Origin of the sequence: Paenibacillus sp. EZ-K15, assembly GCF_002573715.1 — a bacterium.
Taxonomy (GTDB): Bacteria; Bacillota; Bacilli; order Paenibacillales; family Paenibacillaceae; genus Paenibacillus_AQ.
In genome coordinates, this window is record NZ_PDHM01000019.1 from 61,963 (window position 1) to 77,835 (window position 15,873).

Annotated in this window: 17 protein-coding genes; 1 reads left to right on the forward strand and 16 read right to left on the reverse strand. The window is 46.8% G+C overall.

The genetic code is table 11. The features are described from left to right. Positions 1-48: 48 nt before the first annotated feature. The 5 genes from CRG97_RS33110 to CRG97_RS22470 form a co-directional block, all read right to left on the reverse strand. Positions 49-216 carry a hypothetical protein gene (locus CRG97_RS33110; protein ID WP_161952963.1) on the reverse strand — a complete coding sequence of 56 codons (168 nt, stop codon included), beginning with the start codon at positions 214-216 and terminating at the stop codon, positions 49-51. 285 nt (positions 217-501) lie between these two features. Further along, positions 502-1,194: an AtpZ/AtpI family protein gene (locus CRG97_RS22455; protein ID WP_098747591.1), complete on the reverse strand. Its 693-nt coding sequence runs from the start codon at positions 1,192-1,194 to the stop codon at positions 502-504. 31 nt (positions 1,195-1,225) lie between these two features. Then, complete coding sequence (locus CRG97_RS22460; RefSeq protein WP_098747594.1) at positions 1,226-1,876, reverse strand: 3'-5' exonuclease; 651 nt, start codon at positions 1,874-1,876, stop codon at positions 1,226-1,228. A 69-nt stretch (positions 1,877-1,945) separates the two neighbouring features. Beyond that, positions 1,946-2,728, reverse strand: a complete 783-nt coding sequence (gene murI, locus CRG97_RS22465; RefSeq protein ID WP_098747596.1) for a glutamate racemase — start codon at positions 2,726-2,728, stop codon at positions 1,946-1,948. Between the two features lie 242 nt (positions 2,729-2,970). Then, positions 2,971-4,521, reverse strand: a complete 1,551-nt coding sequence (locus CRG97_RS22470) for a tetratricopeptide repeat protein (protein ID WP_098747600.1) — start codon at positions 4,519-4,521, stop codon at positions 2,971-2,973. Between the two features lie 243 nt (positions 4,522-4,764). Here CRG97_RS22470 and CRG97_RS22475 point away from each other — a divergent pair, with 243 nt between their 5' ends. After that, the gene (locus CRG97_RS22475) at positions 4,765-5,571 is read left to right on the forward strand and encodes a lipase family protein (RefSeq protein WP_098747602.1); all 807 of its coding nucleotides are present in this window, start codon (positions 4,765-4,767) and stop codon (positions 5,569-5,571) included. An 84-nt stretch (positions 5,572-5,655) separates the two neighbouring features. Here the strand turns inward: CRG97_RS22475 and CRG97_RS22480 are convergent, their stop codons facing one another. The 11 genes from CRG97_RS22480 to CRG97_RS22535 form a co-directional block, all read right to left on the reverse strand. Beyond that, complete coding sequence (locus CRG97_RS22480) at positions 5,656-6,492, reverse strand: PIG-L deacetylase family protein (RefSeq protein ID WP_098747604.1); 837 nt, start codon at positions 6,490-6,492, stop codon at positions 5,656-5,658. 53 nt (positions 6,493-6,545) lie between these two features. Then, positions 6,546-6,968 (reverse strand): VOC family protein, encoded by a 423-nt coding sequence (locus CRG97_RS22485; protein WP_071219842.1) that lies wholly within the window; start codon positions 6,966-6,968, stop codon positions 6,546-6,548. 466 nt (positions 6,969-7,434) lie between these two features. Beyond that, positions 7,435-7,530: a competence inhibitor ComI gene (comI, locus tag CRG97_RS33855; protein WP_237566544.1), complete on the reverse strand. Its 96-nt coding sequence runs from the start codon at positions 7,528-7,530 to the stop codon at positions 7,435-7,437. 643 nt (positions 7,531-8,173) lie between these two features. Then, on the reverse strand, positions 8,174-8,749 hold the full coding sequence (locus CRG97_RS22495) for a GNAT family N-acetyltransferase (protein ID WP_237566545.1): 576 nt from the start codon (positions 8,747-8,749) through the stop codon (positions 8,174-8,176). A 33-nt stretch (positions 8,750-8,782) separates the two neighbouring features. Then, positions 8,783-9,259: a hypothetical protein gene (locus CRG97_RS22500; protein ID WP_098747611.1), complete on the reverse strand. Its 477-nt coding sequence runs from the start codon at positions 9,257-9,259 to the stop codon at positions 8,783-8,785. A gap of 250 nt (positions 9,260-9,509) precedes the next feature. Then, positions 9,510-9,908, reverse strand: a complete 399-nt coding sequence (locus tag CRG97_RS22510; RefSeq protein WP_098747614.1) for a DUF6508 domain-containing protein — start codon at positions 9,906-9,908, stop codon at positions 9,510-9,512. An 84-nt stretch (positions 9,909-9,992) separates the two neighbouring features. Continuing rightward, entirely contained in the window at positions 9,993-10,760 is a 768-nt protein-coding gene (locus CRG97_RS22515) for a class I SAM-dependent methyltransferase (protein WP_098747617.1), read from the reverse strand. A 59-nt stretch (positions 10,761-10,819) separates the two neighbouring features. Then, complete coding sequence (locus CRG97_RS22520; protein WP_098747618.1) at positions 10,820-11,743, reverse strand: DUF7638 domain-containing protein; 924 nt, start codon at positions 11,741-11,743, stop codon at positions 10,820-10,822. 270 nt (positions 11,744-12,013) lie between these two features. After that, positions 12,014-12,439, reverse strand: a complete 426-nt coding sequence (locus CRG97_RS22525; protein WP_098747620.1) for a hypothetical protein — start codon at positions 12,437-12,439, stop codon at positions 12,014-12,016. A gap of 136 nt (positions 12,440-12,575) precedes the next feature. Continuing rightward, positions 12,576-13,052, reverse strand: a complete 477-nt coding sequence (locus CRG97_RS22530; RefSeq protein ID WP_098747622.1) for a DinB family protein — start codon at positions 13,050-13,052, stop codon at positions 12,576-12,578. 305 nt (positions 13,053-13,357) lie between these two features. Beyond that, positions 13,358-15,649, reverse strand: a complete 2,292-nt coding sequence (locus CRG97_RS22535) for a glycoside hydrolase family 3 N-terminal domain-containing protein (RefSeq protein WP_098747623.1) — start codon at positions 15,647-15,649, stop codon at positions 13,358-13,360. Positions 15,650-15,873 lie beyond the last annotated feature (224 nt).

The following is a 15,873-nucleotide window of genomic DNA, read 5'->3' on the forward strand; positions in this document are numbered from 1 at the left end:
CTTTAGATCATGCTCTTCTTAGGTCGGATCAAACGTCGTCTTATTATTTTATTTCGTTGCATAAATCGATAGCCACTGAGGAAGCGCTGTAGGGTGAAATGCGGATTCCGGTTGTTTGATGATGTTGGCTATGACCTCTTCGGTCCGATATCCTACATACCACGAATCTGACCATTCATCCCAGGATCTTTTAATGATATCCTCTTGTTCTTTCATCTTGCAACCTCCTTGCCTGCCAAACACAAGCGTTTCATAATTAAACGTATATCGGCTATTATGCTACAACCAAGCCTGACAGGATATGGAGAAATTATATGTAATTGTACTTTACCGACGAATTTAGGAAACGAGTAAACTAATGAATGCAAGATAGATGTCACTACAAGGCTCCGATCGCCAACAGCCTGCTGAATCACTCTATTTTGCTCTCGTTTCCCGTCCATTTATGCAGCACAAGCGCTGCACTGAAGATGATGAAAATGGCTAGAATCCTTCCATATGCTAAGGCTGCCGCTCGCGTTCCATCGCCTCAAGCGCCTCGAGTTTTTGCCTGTACTGACGTATTAGATCTGGATCGGGCCCATCACGGTGCTTTTCGATGAACGCCTGAAGTGCCAAGCGGTATTCTGAAATGAATGCCGGATTGGTGGGGCTTGTTGCAAGCTGGGCTTCGGCTTTTGCAACTGGTTTCAGGTCTTTATTGAGTACCCACTTCTTCCCATAATCTGACTTGTCGCTCATGATGAGGATATTACCCTCGAAACCTGGAACATATTTGGCAACGAAAACTTCACCCTTGGGCGGAATAAGAATGGCATTGCGCAGTGGATAGATGCTGGCAGACATGGTAGTAAAATTCGTCACCACATCTTGCCCCTCGGAGGTTTTAAGGACTGCTTCGTACTCCCAAACATATTGATCATTGTACAGGGAGTTTGTTTCCTCTGCATAAACAACGACTGCAGTCCCTTCCGTGCCAACGGCGTTAAGAAATAATGCATTTAGGTGATGCGTGAAGAAGATGTTGAACATTGCTGCCAGAAAGCCTAAAATCGGCAAGATAAAAAACCACTTTCCATGGTTACGCCATATCGATAGGAGGATACCCATGGCAAAGCTGAAGAATAAGATTATCAAAAATGACCAGATCGGGTGATGCGTGAGGAAATACAAGACGGCCGAGATCATATACATATATATCACTCACTTCCTCTCATGACGCTCCTTATATCTGGAACCTTTTGACCACGACCTCGTCCTTGAAATGAATATCATGCAGATTCCTTGCCTGGAACTCTTCCAATATGCTTAAAAAAATTCGCCCGATCAATATACTGTCACCGAGCGCATCATGTCGCTTAAGATCCCGATCATCTATCTTATAGTACTTAATCAAATAATCAGTTGATATGATGCAATCGATATCTGGATGTAAGTAAGTGAATAGAGCTTTTGTATCCAAACAGCATATATTCATCATGGGAAGGTTGAATCTCTTGCATTCATTCCGCAATAAAGGCAAGTCAAATTCATAGCCTGCCTGTGTCACCAATATGCTGTCCTTGATAAAGTCGATAAAGCCGCTATAAACCTCGTTAAATCTCGGAGCACGCTCTACATATAGGTTATAAATTCCGGTAAAACGCTCAACAGCTTCAGGGATGGGTTTTAGAGGCTGAACATACGAGTTGAAAGTTTGGGATTCCTGAACGATACCACTCTCAATGATAACGGAACCCATCTGCGTAATGTGTTCCGTTTCATGGTTGATTCCCGTCGATTCCAAATCAAATACGCAGTACCTTTGTTTCAAAATATCGTTGACTGCCAAGCCGGAAACGGCATATTCCAAATTGGATAGAAAGCGAATCTCCACCGGTTATCCCCCTCCAATTATTGTGCAGCAATCGAAATGCCGCATAAATCCATGCAGACTCCAGTTACCCTACTTCTCTATTTCTCTTTCTCTATAAATGCTCAGTGCCTTCTTCATCTTCTCTGTGTACTCCATGGAGTGGCACGAATTTAATAGCTTAACATCCTGACGCCCGCTGGAGCTGAGCAGATCCTTGTCACTTAATACCTGAATGAGCCTGTTCACGGTTCCTTTACTGCCATCTATCATGCGAATGTGATCCGGCAGCAGATCGGATAAGATTCTTTTGTAAAATGGATAGTGGGTACAGCCCAAGACGATGGTTCCATACTCATTCATATCGAAGGATTCGAATTGCTTGGTAAAGTAAGCATTCATGACCTTTTGATCGAAATTCAATGCTTCACAGTGCTCTACCAACTCGGGCAGAGGCAGGGAGTCCACGATATGCATGCTATCGACTCGTCGAACCAGATCCCTGTACTTCGATTCCTTTAAGGTCAGCGGCGTGGCAAGCACCAGGATTCGCTTCCCGCTGGAACGATTGATTTCGACGGCCGGTTTTACGGCCGGCTCCATCCCGATAACCGGGATCGGATAAGCCTTTCTCAGATCGGAGATCGCCATGCTTGTAGCCGTGTTGCATGCAACGACAATGGCTTTGACTTCTTCCTTCATGATCGTTTCCATCGCATGATGGATGTAAGATTTCACGTCTTCCTTGGCTTTGGTACCATATGGCACATGGAGGGTGTCCGCATAAAACAAAAAGTCTTCATGTGGCAGCTCCTTCATAGCCGCCGATAACACCGTTAAACCGCCTAAACCTGAATCAAAAAAAGCTATTCTCATGTTTTTCACCTATTATTGTATGTTTTTCTGTCAGCATCCTTACGTAAATATCCTTATACATTATACTCCACTACTACGATCTTCGCAGGGCCATCTGTACGATTGGAATCGTAAGTGGATCAGGTTTAAAATACAGAACGACCCAGCCTTATTGTAATCTCAGAGGCCGGGTCGCGTGCGTCGTTTCTATGCAATTCTGAGAAAAACACGTAACTTCCTTCGAACATTAAGAAATGCGTGTTTTACTCAAAACATTTCAACAGTGCCAAGGCCTCTTCATGATCGGGTTCCAGAACAAGCGCCTCACGCGTGTATTCCAAAGCCTCCTCGTCAAGACCAAGCTCATAGCAGCAGATCGCCAAGCAATATAAAACCGTTGGCACCGGCTCGTCTTCATCCGTCTCCACGGATTCCTTCAGGAAGAACCTCGCATCCTCGTACATATCCATCTCGAACAGCACCAGCCCCGCGTCCAATGCCAGATCATAACGCTGTTCCATCACATAGTACGATGACCACATCTTATATATGCCTGTTCGGATATCCAGCATTTCTTCGTCATTGGCATCCGGCAGCAGATTCGAGATGCGCTTCGCGCTTTGAATGAAGAACTCGGCGTCATATCCGCCCAAACGCCAAAAAGACAAAATTTGCTGCATACCCATGCTCTCAATATTCCGGTCGATCCATTCCTTCATACTGAAGAATTCATCCGGTCCGAAGCGTTCGATAAATTGGCGGTAAGCGATCCGAGTATTGGCATAACTCGTCGGTGCTTCCAGCATGAGGATACAGCCAACGTTAATATTTTTATAATGCTGCGTGGGGAAAATCGCCTCTGCGCCCCTTTGCTCAAACACATGCTGAAACGCATGATAATTTGCTGTTAAAGAGAAGCTGCCATGGAAAATTAATTGCGGCGGTTCGGCGAACTTCCAATTATCGATATGATGATCTCCTTTATCCGCTGTGAGAAGCATGAAACCCGACGTTGATAACTGATTCAGACGCTCCATGCAGGTCAAACCCACCTCTGGAAACAGGATATGCGAATCCTCCAGCTCTTGCTGGTAGTGGGCAATCACATCGCGGTACGGGTAGGTGTCCTCCTCGAATCTGGGTGCACGGCGGTGCTCGTATGCCAGTTTCATTCGTTCCAGTACTTCAGCTGGCTTGAGCTTGTTGTGCTGCTCCGGAAATTCGATGACAACATCGCTCTCATAAATCTTGCCTTCCCCCACATAGATAAGTTCTTGCGGAATGCCGTCAAAAAAGTAGTTAGCGACAACCAGCAGCGGCTGCTTCAGATCTCCAGGACGTATCGTTGTCTTCGATACTACCAGGTTCAATTCTGTGTCATGCACGGCATCGAACCTCGCGAAGTCCAGCAGTCCCTGCTCAATATAGGATTGCATGGCAGGATGTTGATTCCATGCTGTAACATTTTTAATCGGCAGATCGGTCATGACATAGCGGAAAGGGGGCAGTGCTATACCCGCAAAATCTCTCAGCTCGCACAGCTTGTGCAGCACATGATAACCGAGGCGCCCGGCTCCGGCTCCCAATTCCAGAATTGTTACAGTTTCGGTGAGATCACCTTGATCGGCGCGGTCCCGAAGGAATCCGAATATAATTTCGGCGTAAGCTGTAGCAATCATAGGGTTGCTCGTAATATACTGCGGAACCTGATCATTATTCCAGGCTTTCATCCCCAGTTCTTCGTAATAATTCCGCTGTAGTTCCCAAATGGGTGCTTCACTGTAACGGAAGCGTTGTTGAATATTGTCCGTCATTCTATATAACCCTGCTCTCTGTATCATTAAAGTACACTCTGATGATGTGCATGCTCATATGCACCGGTCGACCAAGAACGTCTATTGAATCGTACCATATAACTTGGTTCTACCCAAACCTTCTGATGATAAAATCCCGTGTATAAGCTTGAGCTTGATGGCAGATTCGCCATTCTTAGGCGTATAGGCACCTTTCCTTCCACACCCTAATATAGTGTAGGAGAACAGAAGGGCGGGATGTGCATGGGTACGAGCATAGAACGAGAACAATGGGCCATTTTCTTGGCAGCGATCTGCGGACAGACCTATACACAATTCACCAATACGGACGGCTCATTTGTCCTTCCGCTAAATTATTCGCTTTATGACACCATTGAGGCGAACTCCTTAATCAGCGTGTCCGAGCGCTTTGGGTTTATTCTAGAATCACCGGATGAAATTATTATCGCCTTTCGGGGCACCAGTTCAACGACAAACTGGATCTCAGATGCCATCGCCTCCCAAAAAAACTTCAAATATATTAAGGACTCTTCTCTCACACACCGCGGTTTCACTAACATCTACGCCTCTGCTCGCGGCCAGATTATGTCGGCACTTAACCAACTTCCTACCCACAAGACACTGTTCATTACCGGCCACAGCCTTGGAGGAGCGCTCGCAACCTTATGCGCAGTCGATGCAGCCGCCAACACGGACCACCAATCCCCTTATGTATTTACCTATGGGTCCCCTCGTGTGGGCGATCCCGATTTTGCCAAGGCCTTTGCCAAATATGTTCGAAGCAGCTGCCGCATCGCGAACCTGTTCGACGTCGTAACGCACGCCCCGCCTCATATCTACAAGATGCCAAAACGAGAGAAGAAATACTATTATAGCCATGTGCATACCCAATGGCCCTTGACCTTCCAGAATGGGTCGGTGAGCGGCAATCATGTGATCGGAAGTTATTATACGGAGCTTGCCAAGCTCCAGCCGCAATTTGCCGAACGCTTAAGTTCGACGAATCCCGAGTTCTGTCCGGTTGTAGAATCACCATTGGAGAAGGTGTAAGCATATTTTTCGGATCATAAAAGAAAGCGGATTTCCCTGAGAAAGGAATCCGCTCTGTTTATTTCTGATCTAATCACGAAAAGATTACACATGAGTACCCGTTAACATCGGGAACAAAATCTTCATTTCAGCTTCATTCGGTCTTCTGCCATAATCAGCAATTTCGAAAGGCTCTGCATATTGTACGCTGGCTGCATGGCCTTGGCCATATTGCTTCGCAAGTGAAGGCAGCATTTCGTCCGAGACGCTCAAGAACCGATCCCAATACTTCAGAATAAAGTCCCGCTTCTCTTCCCAGGTATTCGGTACCGCATCCAAGAAACCGCCCTGCCAAGGTGCAAACTCATAGAATTGGGAAGCGTGGGCATCACAGGCCAGCAATTTCTTCTCGATGACGCTTCCTGCATCGAAGACAATATCCGATTGATACGTCGCCCGTGCCGCATAATCCGGCATCAGCAGAAATATCGGCGATTTCTTCAATGACGGCACTTCAGGGACGGCATTCGGTACGTTCGCAACAAAATCTGCCGCATCCCGCACTACCTTCCCGACATTGCGGTTATCCACATGACCGGGACCGTCCGGATGGAACGTAATGACGATATCAGCCTCCCAGCCACGAATTTGACGGATCACTTCCTTGCGTACTTCGGGCGTTGGCATCAATTCGCCATCGGGAATGGGCAGGACGACGTATTCCAGTACCCCAAGACGTTTTGCTGCCTCATGCGCTTCTTGAATCCGACGTTCGACCAGCTGCTGCCCACTCATTTCATAATGACCACAGCATCCATCGGTTAACGTTACGAACTTCACCCGATGACCCATCTCTGCGTAAGCTGCCGAGATCGCGCCAGCATAGATTTCAGGTTCATCCGGATGCGCTGCAATGACAATCACATTGAGAATTTTAGACATCTGCTGCTTCCTCCTTGTAGTTACTTGAATATACGATCGATATGATATACCGATTACTTCGTTCGTTTCATCAATGGATGATCTTCCTTCAACTCCAGCAAATCCCACAGATTGCCGTATAAATCCTTGAATACCGCCACCATACCGTAATCCGCTTCTTTGGGCTCTCTTACAAACTCGATCCCCCGCGATACCATTTCACGATAATCTCTCCAGAAATCATCCGTATTCAAGAATAGGAACACCCTGCCGCCCGACTGGTTGCCTATAAATGGTTCTTGCTCCGGCTTGGACGCCTTGGCAAGCAATATCGTCGTGCCAACCGAGCCGGGAGGTGCTACGACCACCCAACGCTTATCTTGTTCAGGCTGGTATGTATCTTCAATCAAGGTGAAATTCAGCTTCTCGGTATAAAATGCGATGGCCTCATCATAGTCCTTCACGACTAAGGCGATATGGACAATGGATTGTATCATGTTCTCTCTCCCTCCGATATGATTGTTCAATTCTTGTACGATCATCATGAAGTTCCCGTCCGGGAGCTGTACATCTCCCATAAGGACCGAATCCGAAAGGTCCGGAAGCAAGCCTTCTACCGATTTTTAATGATGTTATCGCTTGACCAGATTTCCACCGAGTCTTGATCTGCCCCATGAATCAACTAGGTATACAAGTGATCGAATATCATCAGATCGGTTTTATACTTTTTCTTCTCCGATGCGATATATCCCTTCTCGTTAACAGCCATATCGTAATTTCGATTTTTATATGCATTCTCTTGTCCTAACCTTTGATGCATATTTTGATTTATGATATTATATATGTAATAAAGACCAAGTGCTGTGAACACTTGGTCAGTACAATTGGCTTGGATGGTTTATTCCCTCCTAAGTCATTCAGGAACAAAAACCCACCTTCGGCGCGTAACCTTTGGGTGGGTTTTTACTTTTTCTTGTTATTATTATTAATGTATGTTAAAAGAGCAAGAATGAACCATCCAAATAGAAACATAATCGTTAATGCATCCTTTACCTCCATGGCTTCACCTCCTTTCGAAGGGAAACCATGCCCACCCAAGATTCAATTGTAGTTATATTTTACCTTTCTTTTGCTCGGCGTACAAGTGTTCCTATATGTCAAAAATAGATCCTCACTTGACCAAGTCCGATAAACTGAAAGACATATATCTCAGATATCGCCCTGCCTCTCCGATAATAATTACATGATTATTTCTAATTCCGTCAGATTCTTTATGATGTAACCGGGTTGTATATGAATCCGGCATCATTTTGTTCATGTGTTTGACCCAAATGGCTCGGATTCCCAGTGTTATTAACGGGTTCAATTAGGTTGCGGCGGCTCAACCGAGTTAGCGGACTGAATTAATTCTTGCTTATCTAACTAAGGCTGTCCTCCATTAAGAAAATATACAAATCTATACGTTAAGCCTTTATTTCTCCACCATAATGATTGACCAACATCATCTTCCTCATAATATCCTTGAATGCCATGATCCAGAGCGTGGCTTGTCTTCCCTCTGGCAATGGATGGTTGACTGTATATCTGGTCAGACTCATCATAAGTAATGATTAAATTATAAAGCTGCAATGGCATTAACGAATCATTAATCTGGCATCAAGAGCGGAACGCATGGATGATATTAGACTCAGCTTAACTACTCTTACCTACACTGTTTTCCCTCAAAGAACTCTTTTTCAAGAATGGAGTAATAGAACTGATCCGCCCATTTCCCATTCCAGAATAGTTCTTCTTTAAAAACAGCTTCTTTGGTCATCCCGATATGCTCCATAAGTGCTGCTGAACGAGTATTTTGGGAATTGCACATGCCTACCACTTTATGGGCCTTCAACTGTTCGAATGCAAACTTCAATAATAGCTTCGCTGCCTCACTTCCGTACCCTTGACCGCTATAATCCGGAAGAATCGCGAATCCCAATTCCCAACTCTTCCTGTAGTCAATATAACTCCACACTTGGGCAAGTCCGATTGGAGTTCGCATCTTGTCATCAACTAAACTGACTATAAAATCATACGTTGTTGTTTCGTTTCCTTCATTGATTCTATCCAGATATTTGCTGCGAACGACTTGTTCATCTGATTCAACCGATTCTTCAAAATGCCATAGATCTCGATCGCATTCAATTCTGCAGATTAAATCCAGATCATGGCTAGTGATTCTAGATAAGATTACGTTTTCTCCATAGATCTCCATAAGGGTACCTTTCATCTCTTCCATAGTATCGATTCATACACAAATAACCATATTTCCCTACTCAACCTTCCAAGAATGCGCTAATTTTATGAGTTCTTCTTTGGCTTCTATTTCACTGTCGCCTATAACTTCTCCTTCAATATAATAAGTTCTTATTAATTCCTCCGACTTTTCACTAACAGGTTTCTGAATGTATATCAAATAAAATACTTTATCCGGAACTGGATAAACTGCCGAACCACCATGTAGAAATCTAATCAATGTAGCCTTACCAATTGGCAGGTGTATACTTTCTTTGTTCGTAATTTCCGAATGATTTCGAATGCTTACATGTCCGTCGGGACCATCTTGTTGTGCAACCGTGAGCTTAATAAGATCTTTCCAAATAACAGAGTCTGTATGTTCATCTAATGTTAAAGTAACGGAGTTATTAGGAGTGGTAGCTTCATTCGATTTTGGGAGTAAAATGAAAGTCATTAGAATTAAAATAAGTACAATAAGAAGCAATATAAAAACAGTGGATTTCTTGGTCATTTTGTTACCTTTCCTTAACCAGATTCTATATGCTCCGATCCATTTTTATCGACAGCGAAAGAGCGATGTTACAAGATGAAAACTTTCTTGCATACGGTTGATCACGCCAGTAACCTTTAATTCGTGAAACCTTATGGCTGCCATCACATCCGATGTATCAATATTGGAAATGATATATATAGGCCATTCACACGACTCAAAGAATGAGAGCGCATCTTCATCCGGACGACGATGACAAGTAGGCGAATGATCATGATAACGTACCCTTTAATTCTCTCAGTCTTAACAAAATATGAGCTGCATGCCCTTTCATACATACGCTGATAAATAACCCTTCGTTAAATCGATCCCCGCGAATATAACTGGTCATTAATTTTCTAAGGGTTTCCAGATCGGCGTTCATGATGCTGCTATCCATATTGTTATCTAAGTTCCTATAGATCTCGTTCTCCATTAACCAGTCGCTCCAGTTAAATACCATTAAGAAGCCGACATCATCTAACGCTTTACGAAAACTTCCGATTTCCTGACTCTCGCGCATGTATCCATTAACTTCATAGTAAAAAACGGACCCGGGATCTTGGAAATATTCGAGGTATTGGAGTAATCGATCCACATCCTCGGAGGTTAAGTCTGCGTCATACGGCATGCAATCACCTCACTGATTCTATTTAATCCCTGCACAGGGTTCCCGCCACACCTATGGATAAACCCCCTAAGGGCACTAGTTCTACTAGCGCCCTATCGAAGCTTTTCTAGCCTCGAATGTAATCATCTGATCTGCTTTAACAGGTTTATTCAACCATGCATAGTCAGCCGACTTCGTGATCTCCTCATATCCCTGCTTCTCTAGCATGAGTTCAAATTCGTGATATCCATACCAACTTAGAGGAAACCGTTGCAGCTCGGTCTGAATCAGATTGCCTTCCTTCCACTTTTCATATTTCATAATTGACACGATTTTCTGCTCCAGCAGATTAATTTCCGTGTTTCTTTCTTCCAGAATGATCACTTCATTATCAGAAGTTTCCCAGCTCCTAGTAGAGGCATGATTGGCTTCTATATCAGTAGGAATAAACAAATCCAAAATCAGTCTGCCACCAGGTATCAAATGAGAATAAAAATGTTGCAGTGCCGCGACTGCCTGCTCCCGACCCTCCACTAATTGGAAAGATCCGGCGGGAATGATAATGGCCTCATACGAATCGGTCAATGCAAAGTTATGCATCTCGTCTTCATACAGTTTAGTTGCTAGGCCCAAATCCTCGACTCGTCTTCTGCAAGAATCCAGCATGGCTGCTGAATTATCCACGCCCTCTATATCGACCCCCGCTTGAAGCAGCGGAATTAACACCCTGCCTGATCCACAGCCGACTTCCAGCACCTTTCCTTTTACGTCCTTCAGACGTTCTAAATAATACTCCACGTCACCAAACGAAAAACCTAATGGTTTACTCAGATCATACACTTCCGTACACAGCTCTCCGTACAAACTATACATAGGATAAAACTCTCCATTCATTATGTATTATCTTATTATGGCCCTCTATAGCAGTATCATTACACTTCTCTTTTCTCATCCGGTCGATAGAGGATTCTTTGGTAATCCCAATCTTTAGTATCCATATCGCCTAGGTACATTCTCTCATGCTCAGGTACTCGTTCATATTTCTCTCTAAGTTTTTCTCTGTAAAACTCGATGGGATTTTCTAAATATAAATAATAAGCATCCCTGCATTCTTCTAGCGCTGTTTTCTCTCCATTCAGTTTCTTGTGAAGATCCATGAATTCCTTATGTTTCTCCTCGATCTCTGCCGCATACAGCGGCTCAGACAATGTAACCTCGCCAAGTCCCTCCATGCGAATAGGCAATTCCCTATCAAAGGTAGTAAACAAAGTCCCGTCCTGAAACCATGCGCTTGCTTCGTCAAGATGGCACTGGACGTCTTGAGGCAAGTTGTAGATCATGACTTGACCGTCCTGGTAAACATTCAAATGAACTAAATAGTTCACACCTTCGTATTTCATGAAAATGTTGAAGCCGTCACCTTCCACCGTCTGGTAGAACAGTTCGCTTTTTACATAAAAATCAGTGGGACGGGGGGAGTGGGCCACTCTTCTCGCCTCCCGTTGCTTCTGCTCCCGCTCTGAAATTTCATATATGTTCACGAATTCCGGATTCAAGTGCCGAATGGTCTGCTCAATGTGCTCATAATAGCTTTCTTGATTAAATCTCCAGCTAGCTTCTTTAACTCGGAACTCACCCAGCCCATGAATAGACAGATTTTGGCCAATCGGTACGACCGGCGTCAGCCAGTTGGAGTCGATCTTGTTTTTTAAGCCCTCAAGGTCAACAAGCTCCCAGCAATTTGTCATGCCATCATCATAGATATCTACATCAATATAAAAATAATGCCCTCCGTTGCAAATCACCCCCGGTATGGTTGTACCTTCAACGATTTTGGATCTTCTTATTTTTTTCATAGCAATCACCTTTTCAATTATAGTTAACGATGCTTCCGTCTATTGCGAGCTTGGCGGCTAAACAGGATCGTAAAGTTTGAACCTGTAATCCCCATGTTAGGTGAAGCGAGTGAATCGTTCCTATTAGAATCTATTTCTTTAAAGGCTTCCTTACATCATATAAGAGAGTCATAGGAAGAACTATACCATTTATATTTATAAATAATCTCTACTTAAAACGATTCCCAAGGCACATTCAAGAACCTGGTGTTCTTCTTCGCTTGGATTGATTTATATGCCTAATATGCTAATGACCTTGTGATTCTGCAGTTGAAGCGCGATCCAGTCCACGAATTCCTGCATGAGCCGGATTAATTGATCCATATTCTCTTCCAGGGCCTCGATAAAATCCGTTTCAGACGAAGTAAATATGAAGCCAATATGCTCCTTCAACTCCTCCGCTTGGGGACGGCCTTTCAAAAAAATCAGGGTTTCTTCAAGTCTGTTCACGATCCGCCTCCATCTTTCTGCATCCAATTCATTGAATGCATAGTGGTCGTACGGTTCATATTCTTTTTCAACAGCGCTTTCCAGGTAACCGAAAGTCTCTTCATCCATATAGATCGAATCCTCGTGCCAGCACCGATTCCGGTAAGGCCCCGGCAATACCTCTATGTAACATGAACCTTCCAGCTCATCCAGCCTGTATATTTTCATAACACCATCCTTCTTGTTCCTAGCAATCTCATTCTATTTTACATCCTAATTTCCGTTTGGTAAAAATAGCAAAAGGACTCCCCCGGCTCATGAAGATCATGACAACAGGAAGTCCCCTATGTGTGGTGCGTTTAAGCTACGCTCTTAAAAAGGCAATGTAATCCGTTATGATCCCCTTATGTCCCAAATGCCGGAGCATTGTAGTGATATTGCCTCTATGATAGGTTCCATGATTTACGACCTGCTGGAGAATCTCCGAAATCGAATTCTGAAATGCCTCACCCGCAGTGTTGTGATAAGTCACTACCTTCCCCATATCGTGAGCCGACGTTAAATATTCGTTATGCCGGGTTTGAAGCTGGCTCATGTATTGACGAGCTGCTTCCAAATTCGCGAATGATCTCGCAGCCAGGGAAGGGGGATGTTCTTCCTTGATCCGGGCAAACCACACTTCCTCCGCAGCCGCAAGGTGACCGAGGACTTCGGCAATAGACTTAAAGCCTAGATTCACTTCCTGGACAAACACGCCTTCCGGCAAGGATTGCAAATGTTTCAATATTCTTTCGTTCGCCCACATGTGATAGTCGTACAATTGAAGAAACGCTTCGTTCATTCTGCTCTCTCCTCACTTGATCGCTTTATCGGTCGATCGGAATGCACGATATCCTAATACAACATTGATCCCGTCGAAAAAGCCCCCGGATTCTACACCCGATATGAGCACAGCAATTGGCTTTATATAAGGGTATTCTCCATTGGATTCGGTTATCCTTTTTTCAACGCGTTCGGCACTCGGCCGACCCCACCATCTTTCACCGGGTTGGTGATGCTTTCGGCTTGTCATCCGACGCAACCAAAGCGATCCGGTGGGAGGAGCTGGGCTAGAAGCTATTTGCCCCCCCTTGGACCGTATGATCCTTAGCCTTCCACCATCAAGCTTGCGATCTCTCCTCTCGTCGAGTCGGGGCCGACCTGAATGCGGAACTCGCCGGTCTCCACCACCGGCTTCAGGTCAAGGCCGATCAATTCCAGCGGCTCGCTGCCGATGGTGAACGTTACTTCCTGCGTCTCCCCGGCCTTCAAGAATACTTTTCTGAATCCTTTCAGCCCCTTCTCCGGACGGGTAACGGAGGCGGCCAGATCCGAAACGTACAGCTGAACGACTTCCGCGCCGTCCCGAGCTCCCGCGTTGGTCACGTCGATCCGGACCGTGGCTTCGCCGCCTATTGGCATAACCTCCGGCTCGACCGTCAGGTGGCCGTAACGGAATTCCGTATAACTTAACCCGTAGCCAAACGGATATCGGGGCTCCAGATCCGTCTCCAGGTAACGCTTGCCACGGGTCCGTCTGGCATTATAAGGAATCGGCAGCTGACCGACCTCCTTCGGAATGGACAGCGGCAGCCGACCGGACGGATTGACGTCGCCGAACAGTACGTCGGCGATCGCGTTGCCTCCCTCCTGGCCGGGATACCAAGCTTCTGCGATCGCCGGAATAAACTCGTCGATCCACGGCTCCGTAATCGGCCGTCCGTTGATATAAACGACGACCACCGGCTTGCCGAGCTTATGGAGCTCCTGCAGCAGCTCCAGCTGCACGCCCATCAGCGTCAGGGTCGAGCGGTCAATTCCTTCCCCGCATTCCATATCGCTCTTTGCATGCCCGGTCACGACCGAGGCGCCGGTTCTCAGATCGATGGTGCCCTCCCCGAAATCCCGTGCGCTGGAGCCGCCAAGCACCATCACGATGACATCGGCTTGCTCGGCGCACGCCAGCGCCCGAGGAAACCCTTCCCTTGAATCGCCTTGAATGCGGCAGCCCGGGGCATACAGAACGCGGTTGTCTCCCAGCCGTCGGCGGATGCCGTCCAGCACCGTTACGATCTGCCCCGGCGGCTGAGGGGAGGTATAATCGCCAAGCTGATGGTACGGCGCATGGGCGTTGGGGCCAATGACGGCAATGGTTCCGTTGCTCGAATCCAGAGGCAGCAGGTCCCCCTCGTTCTTCAGGAGCACGATGCCTTCAGCCGCAGCCTGGTAGGCCAGTGCGATATGCTCTTTGCAGCCTATGACCTGCTCTGCCCAGGCTGGATCCATATAAGGCCGATCAAAGAGACCCAGACGAAATTTCAGTTCCAACACGCGGCCGGCTGCCTTATTCAGATCGTCTTCGGTGATCAGCCCTTGCTCCAGCGCTTGGTGAAGATGTGCCCGGAACATGGTCCCGGACATCTCCATGTCGACACCAGCCTTTAGCGACTGGGCTGCCGCTTCCACGCCCGTTCCGGCCGTATTGTGACCGCATGCCAACATATGGATAGCGCCGCAATCGGTAATGACGAAGCCGTCGAAGTTCCACGCCTCGCGAAGAACGTCTTGCAGCAGGTACCGGCTGGACGTGCAAGGTACTCCGTCGATTTCGTTATAGGCCGTCATGACCGACAAGGCACCCGCTTCAACGGCCTTGCGGAACGGCAGCAGATCGATTTCGTGAAGCTCCCGAAGACCCATATGAACGGGGGCTCCGTTACGCCCCCCTTCGGAAGCGCCGTAGCCTGCGAAATGTTTCAGCGTAGCCAGAAGGCTGGTATGTGAATCAAGGCGCTCGCCTTGCAGTCCCTGCACGGCGGCAACCGCGAATTCGGCCACCAAATGGGGGTCCTCGCCGAAGGTTTCTTCGGTCCGGCCCCAGCGGGGATCCCGTACCACATCCAGCACCGGCGAATAGGTGGCCGCTCCCCCCTGAGCTCTTGTCTCGACGGCAACGGCGCGGCTTATGCTGCGGAACAGCTCCGTGTTCCAGGTGCTTCCGATCGTGAGCGGTACGGGAAACACCGTCGCCCCGATCGCCATATGTCCGTGGGAGCATTCTTCCCCGAACAGAATCGGAATTCCCAGCCGCGAGTGCTCCATCGCATAACGCTGAATCGCATTAACCGCTTCCGCCCCTTCCCGCGGGGACAGTCCGTTCGCCAGCGTCACCCCGGTCCAGGGATCGGCCCGCAGCGTACCGTACAAAGAACCGATTCCTCCCTCCGCAAGCTGCGACTTGAACTCCTCGGTTAGCTTGATCGTACCATCGTCGTTCCTTATGTAAGCTTTCCAGCCGAACGGCTGGATCAGCTGTCCGATTTTCTCCTCCGCCGACATCCGCTCCAGCAAGTCCTCGACCCGCCGCGAAACCGGCCATGCAGCGTCCTTGTAGTCCATGGCGCACACCCTTTCTTTTTCCCGTTTAGATTGTTCTTATGATCCATTGCGCATGTTCGTCATGTATTCTTCGATAACATGTCGATTCAACTCTGCGTTAAATCCCATCCGATTGAATGCCTATTGCCACTGGAACCGCAGCCGCTTTTCCTATGGTCCCGATTGAAGAAAGAGGCTCTCCAGCACAAGCCAAACGGCCGGAGAACCTCCTCTAAGATGTGTAT

What these genes read in the sequence shown, in the direction of transcription:
- CRG97_RS33110 (WP_161952963.1), bottom strand. Translation starts at nt 216, where the DNA reads ATGAAAGAACAAGAGGATATCATTAAAAGATCCTGGGATGAATGGTCA.
- CRG97_RS22455 (WP_098747591.1), bottom strand. Translation starts at nt 1,194, where the DNA reads ATGTATATGATCTCGGCCGTCTTGTATTTCCTCACGCATCACCCGATC.
- murI (WP_098747596.1), bottom strand. Translation starts at nt 2,728, where the DNA reads ATGAGAATAGCTTTTTTTGATTCAGGTTTAGGCGGTTTAACGGTGTTA.
- CRG97_RS22470 (WP_098747600.1), bottom strand. Translation starts at nt 4,521, where the DNA reads ATGACGGACAATATTCAACAACGCTTCCGTTACAGTGAAGCACCCATT.
- CRG97_RS22475 (WP_098747602.1), top strand. Translation starts at nt 4,765, where the DNA reads ATGGGTACGAGCATAGAACGAGAACAATGGGCCATTTTCTTGGCAGCG.
- CRG97_RS22480 (WP_098747604.1), bottom strand. Translation starts at nt 6,492, where the DNA reads ATGTCTAAAATTCTCAATGTGATTGTCATTGCAGCGCATCCGGATGAA.
- CRG97_RS22485 (WP_071219842.1), bottom strand. Translation starts at nt 6,968, where the DNA reads ATGATACAATCCATTGTCCATATCGCCTTAGTCGTGAAGGACTATGAT.
- comI (WP_237566544.1), bottom strand. Translation starts at nt 7,530, where the DNA reads ATGGAGGTAAAGGATGCATTAACGATTATGTTTCTATTTGGATGGTTC.
- CRG97_RS22495 (WP_237566545.1), bottom strand. Translation starts at nt 8,749, where the DNA reads ATGGAAGAGATGAAAGGTACCCTTATGGAGATCTATGGAGAAAACGTA.
- CRG97_RS22500 (WP_098747611.1), bottom strand. Translation starts at nt 9,259, where the DNA reads ATGACCAAGAAATCCACTGTTTTTATATTGCTTCTTATTGTACTTATT.
- CRG97_RS22510 (WP_098747614.1), bottom strand. Translation starts at nt 9,908, where the DNA reads ATGCCGTATGACGCAGACTTAACCTCCGAGGATGTGGATCGATTACTC.
- CRG97_RS22515 (WP_098747617.1), bottom strand. Translation starts at nt 10,760, where the DNA reads ATGTATAGTTTGTACGGAGAGCTGTGTACGGAAGTGTATGATCTGAGT.
- CRG97_RS22520 (WP_098747618.1), bottom strand. Translation starts at nt 11,743, where the DNA reads ATGAAAAAAATAAGAAGATCCAAAATCGTTGAAGGTACAACCATACCG.
- CRG97_RS22525 (WP_098747620.1), bottom strand. Translation starts at nt 12,439, where the DNA reads ATGAAAATATACAGGCTGGATGAGCTGGAAGGTTCATGTTACATAGAG.
- CRG97_RS22530 (WP_098747622.1), bottom strand. Translation starts at nt 13,052, where the DNA reads ATGAACGAAGCGTTTCTTCAATTGTACGACTATCACATGTGGGCGAAC.
- CRG97_RS22535 (WP_098747623.1), bottom strand. Translation starts at nt 15,649, where the DNA reads ATGGACTACAAGGACGCTGCATGGCCGGTTTCGCGGCGGGTCGAGGAC.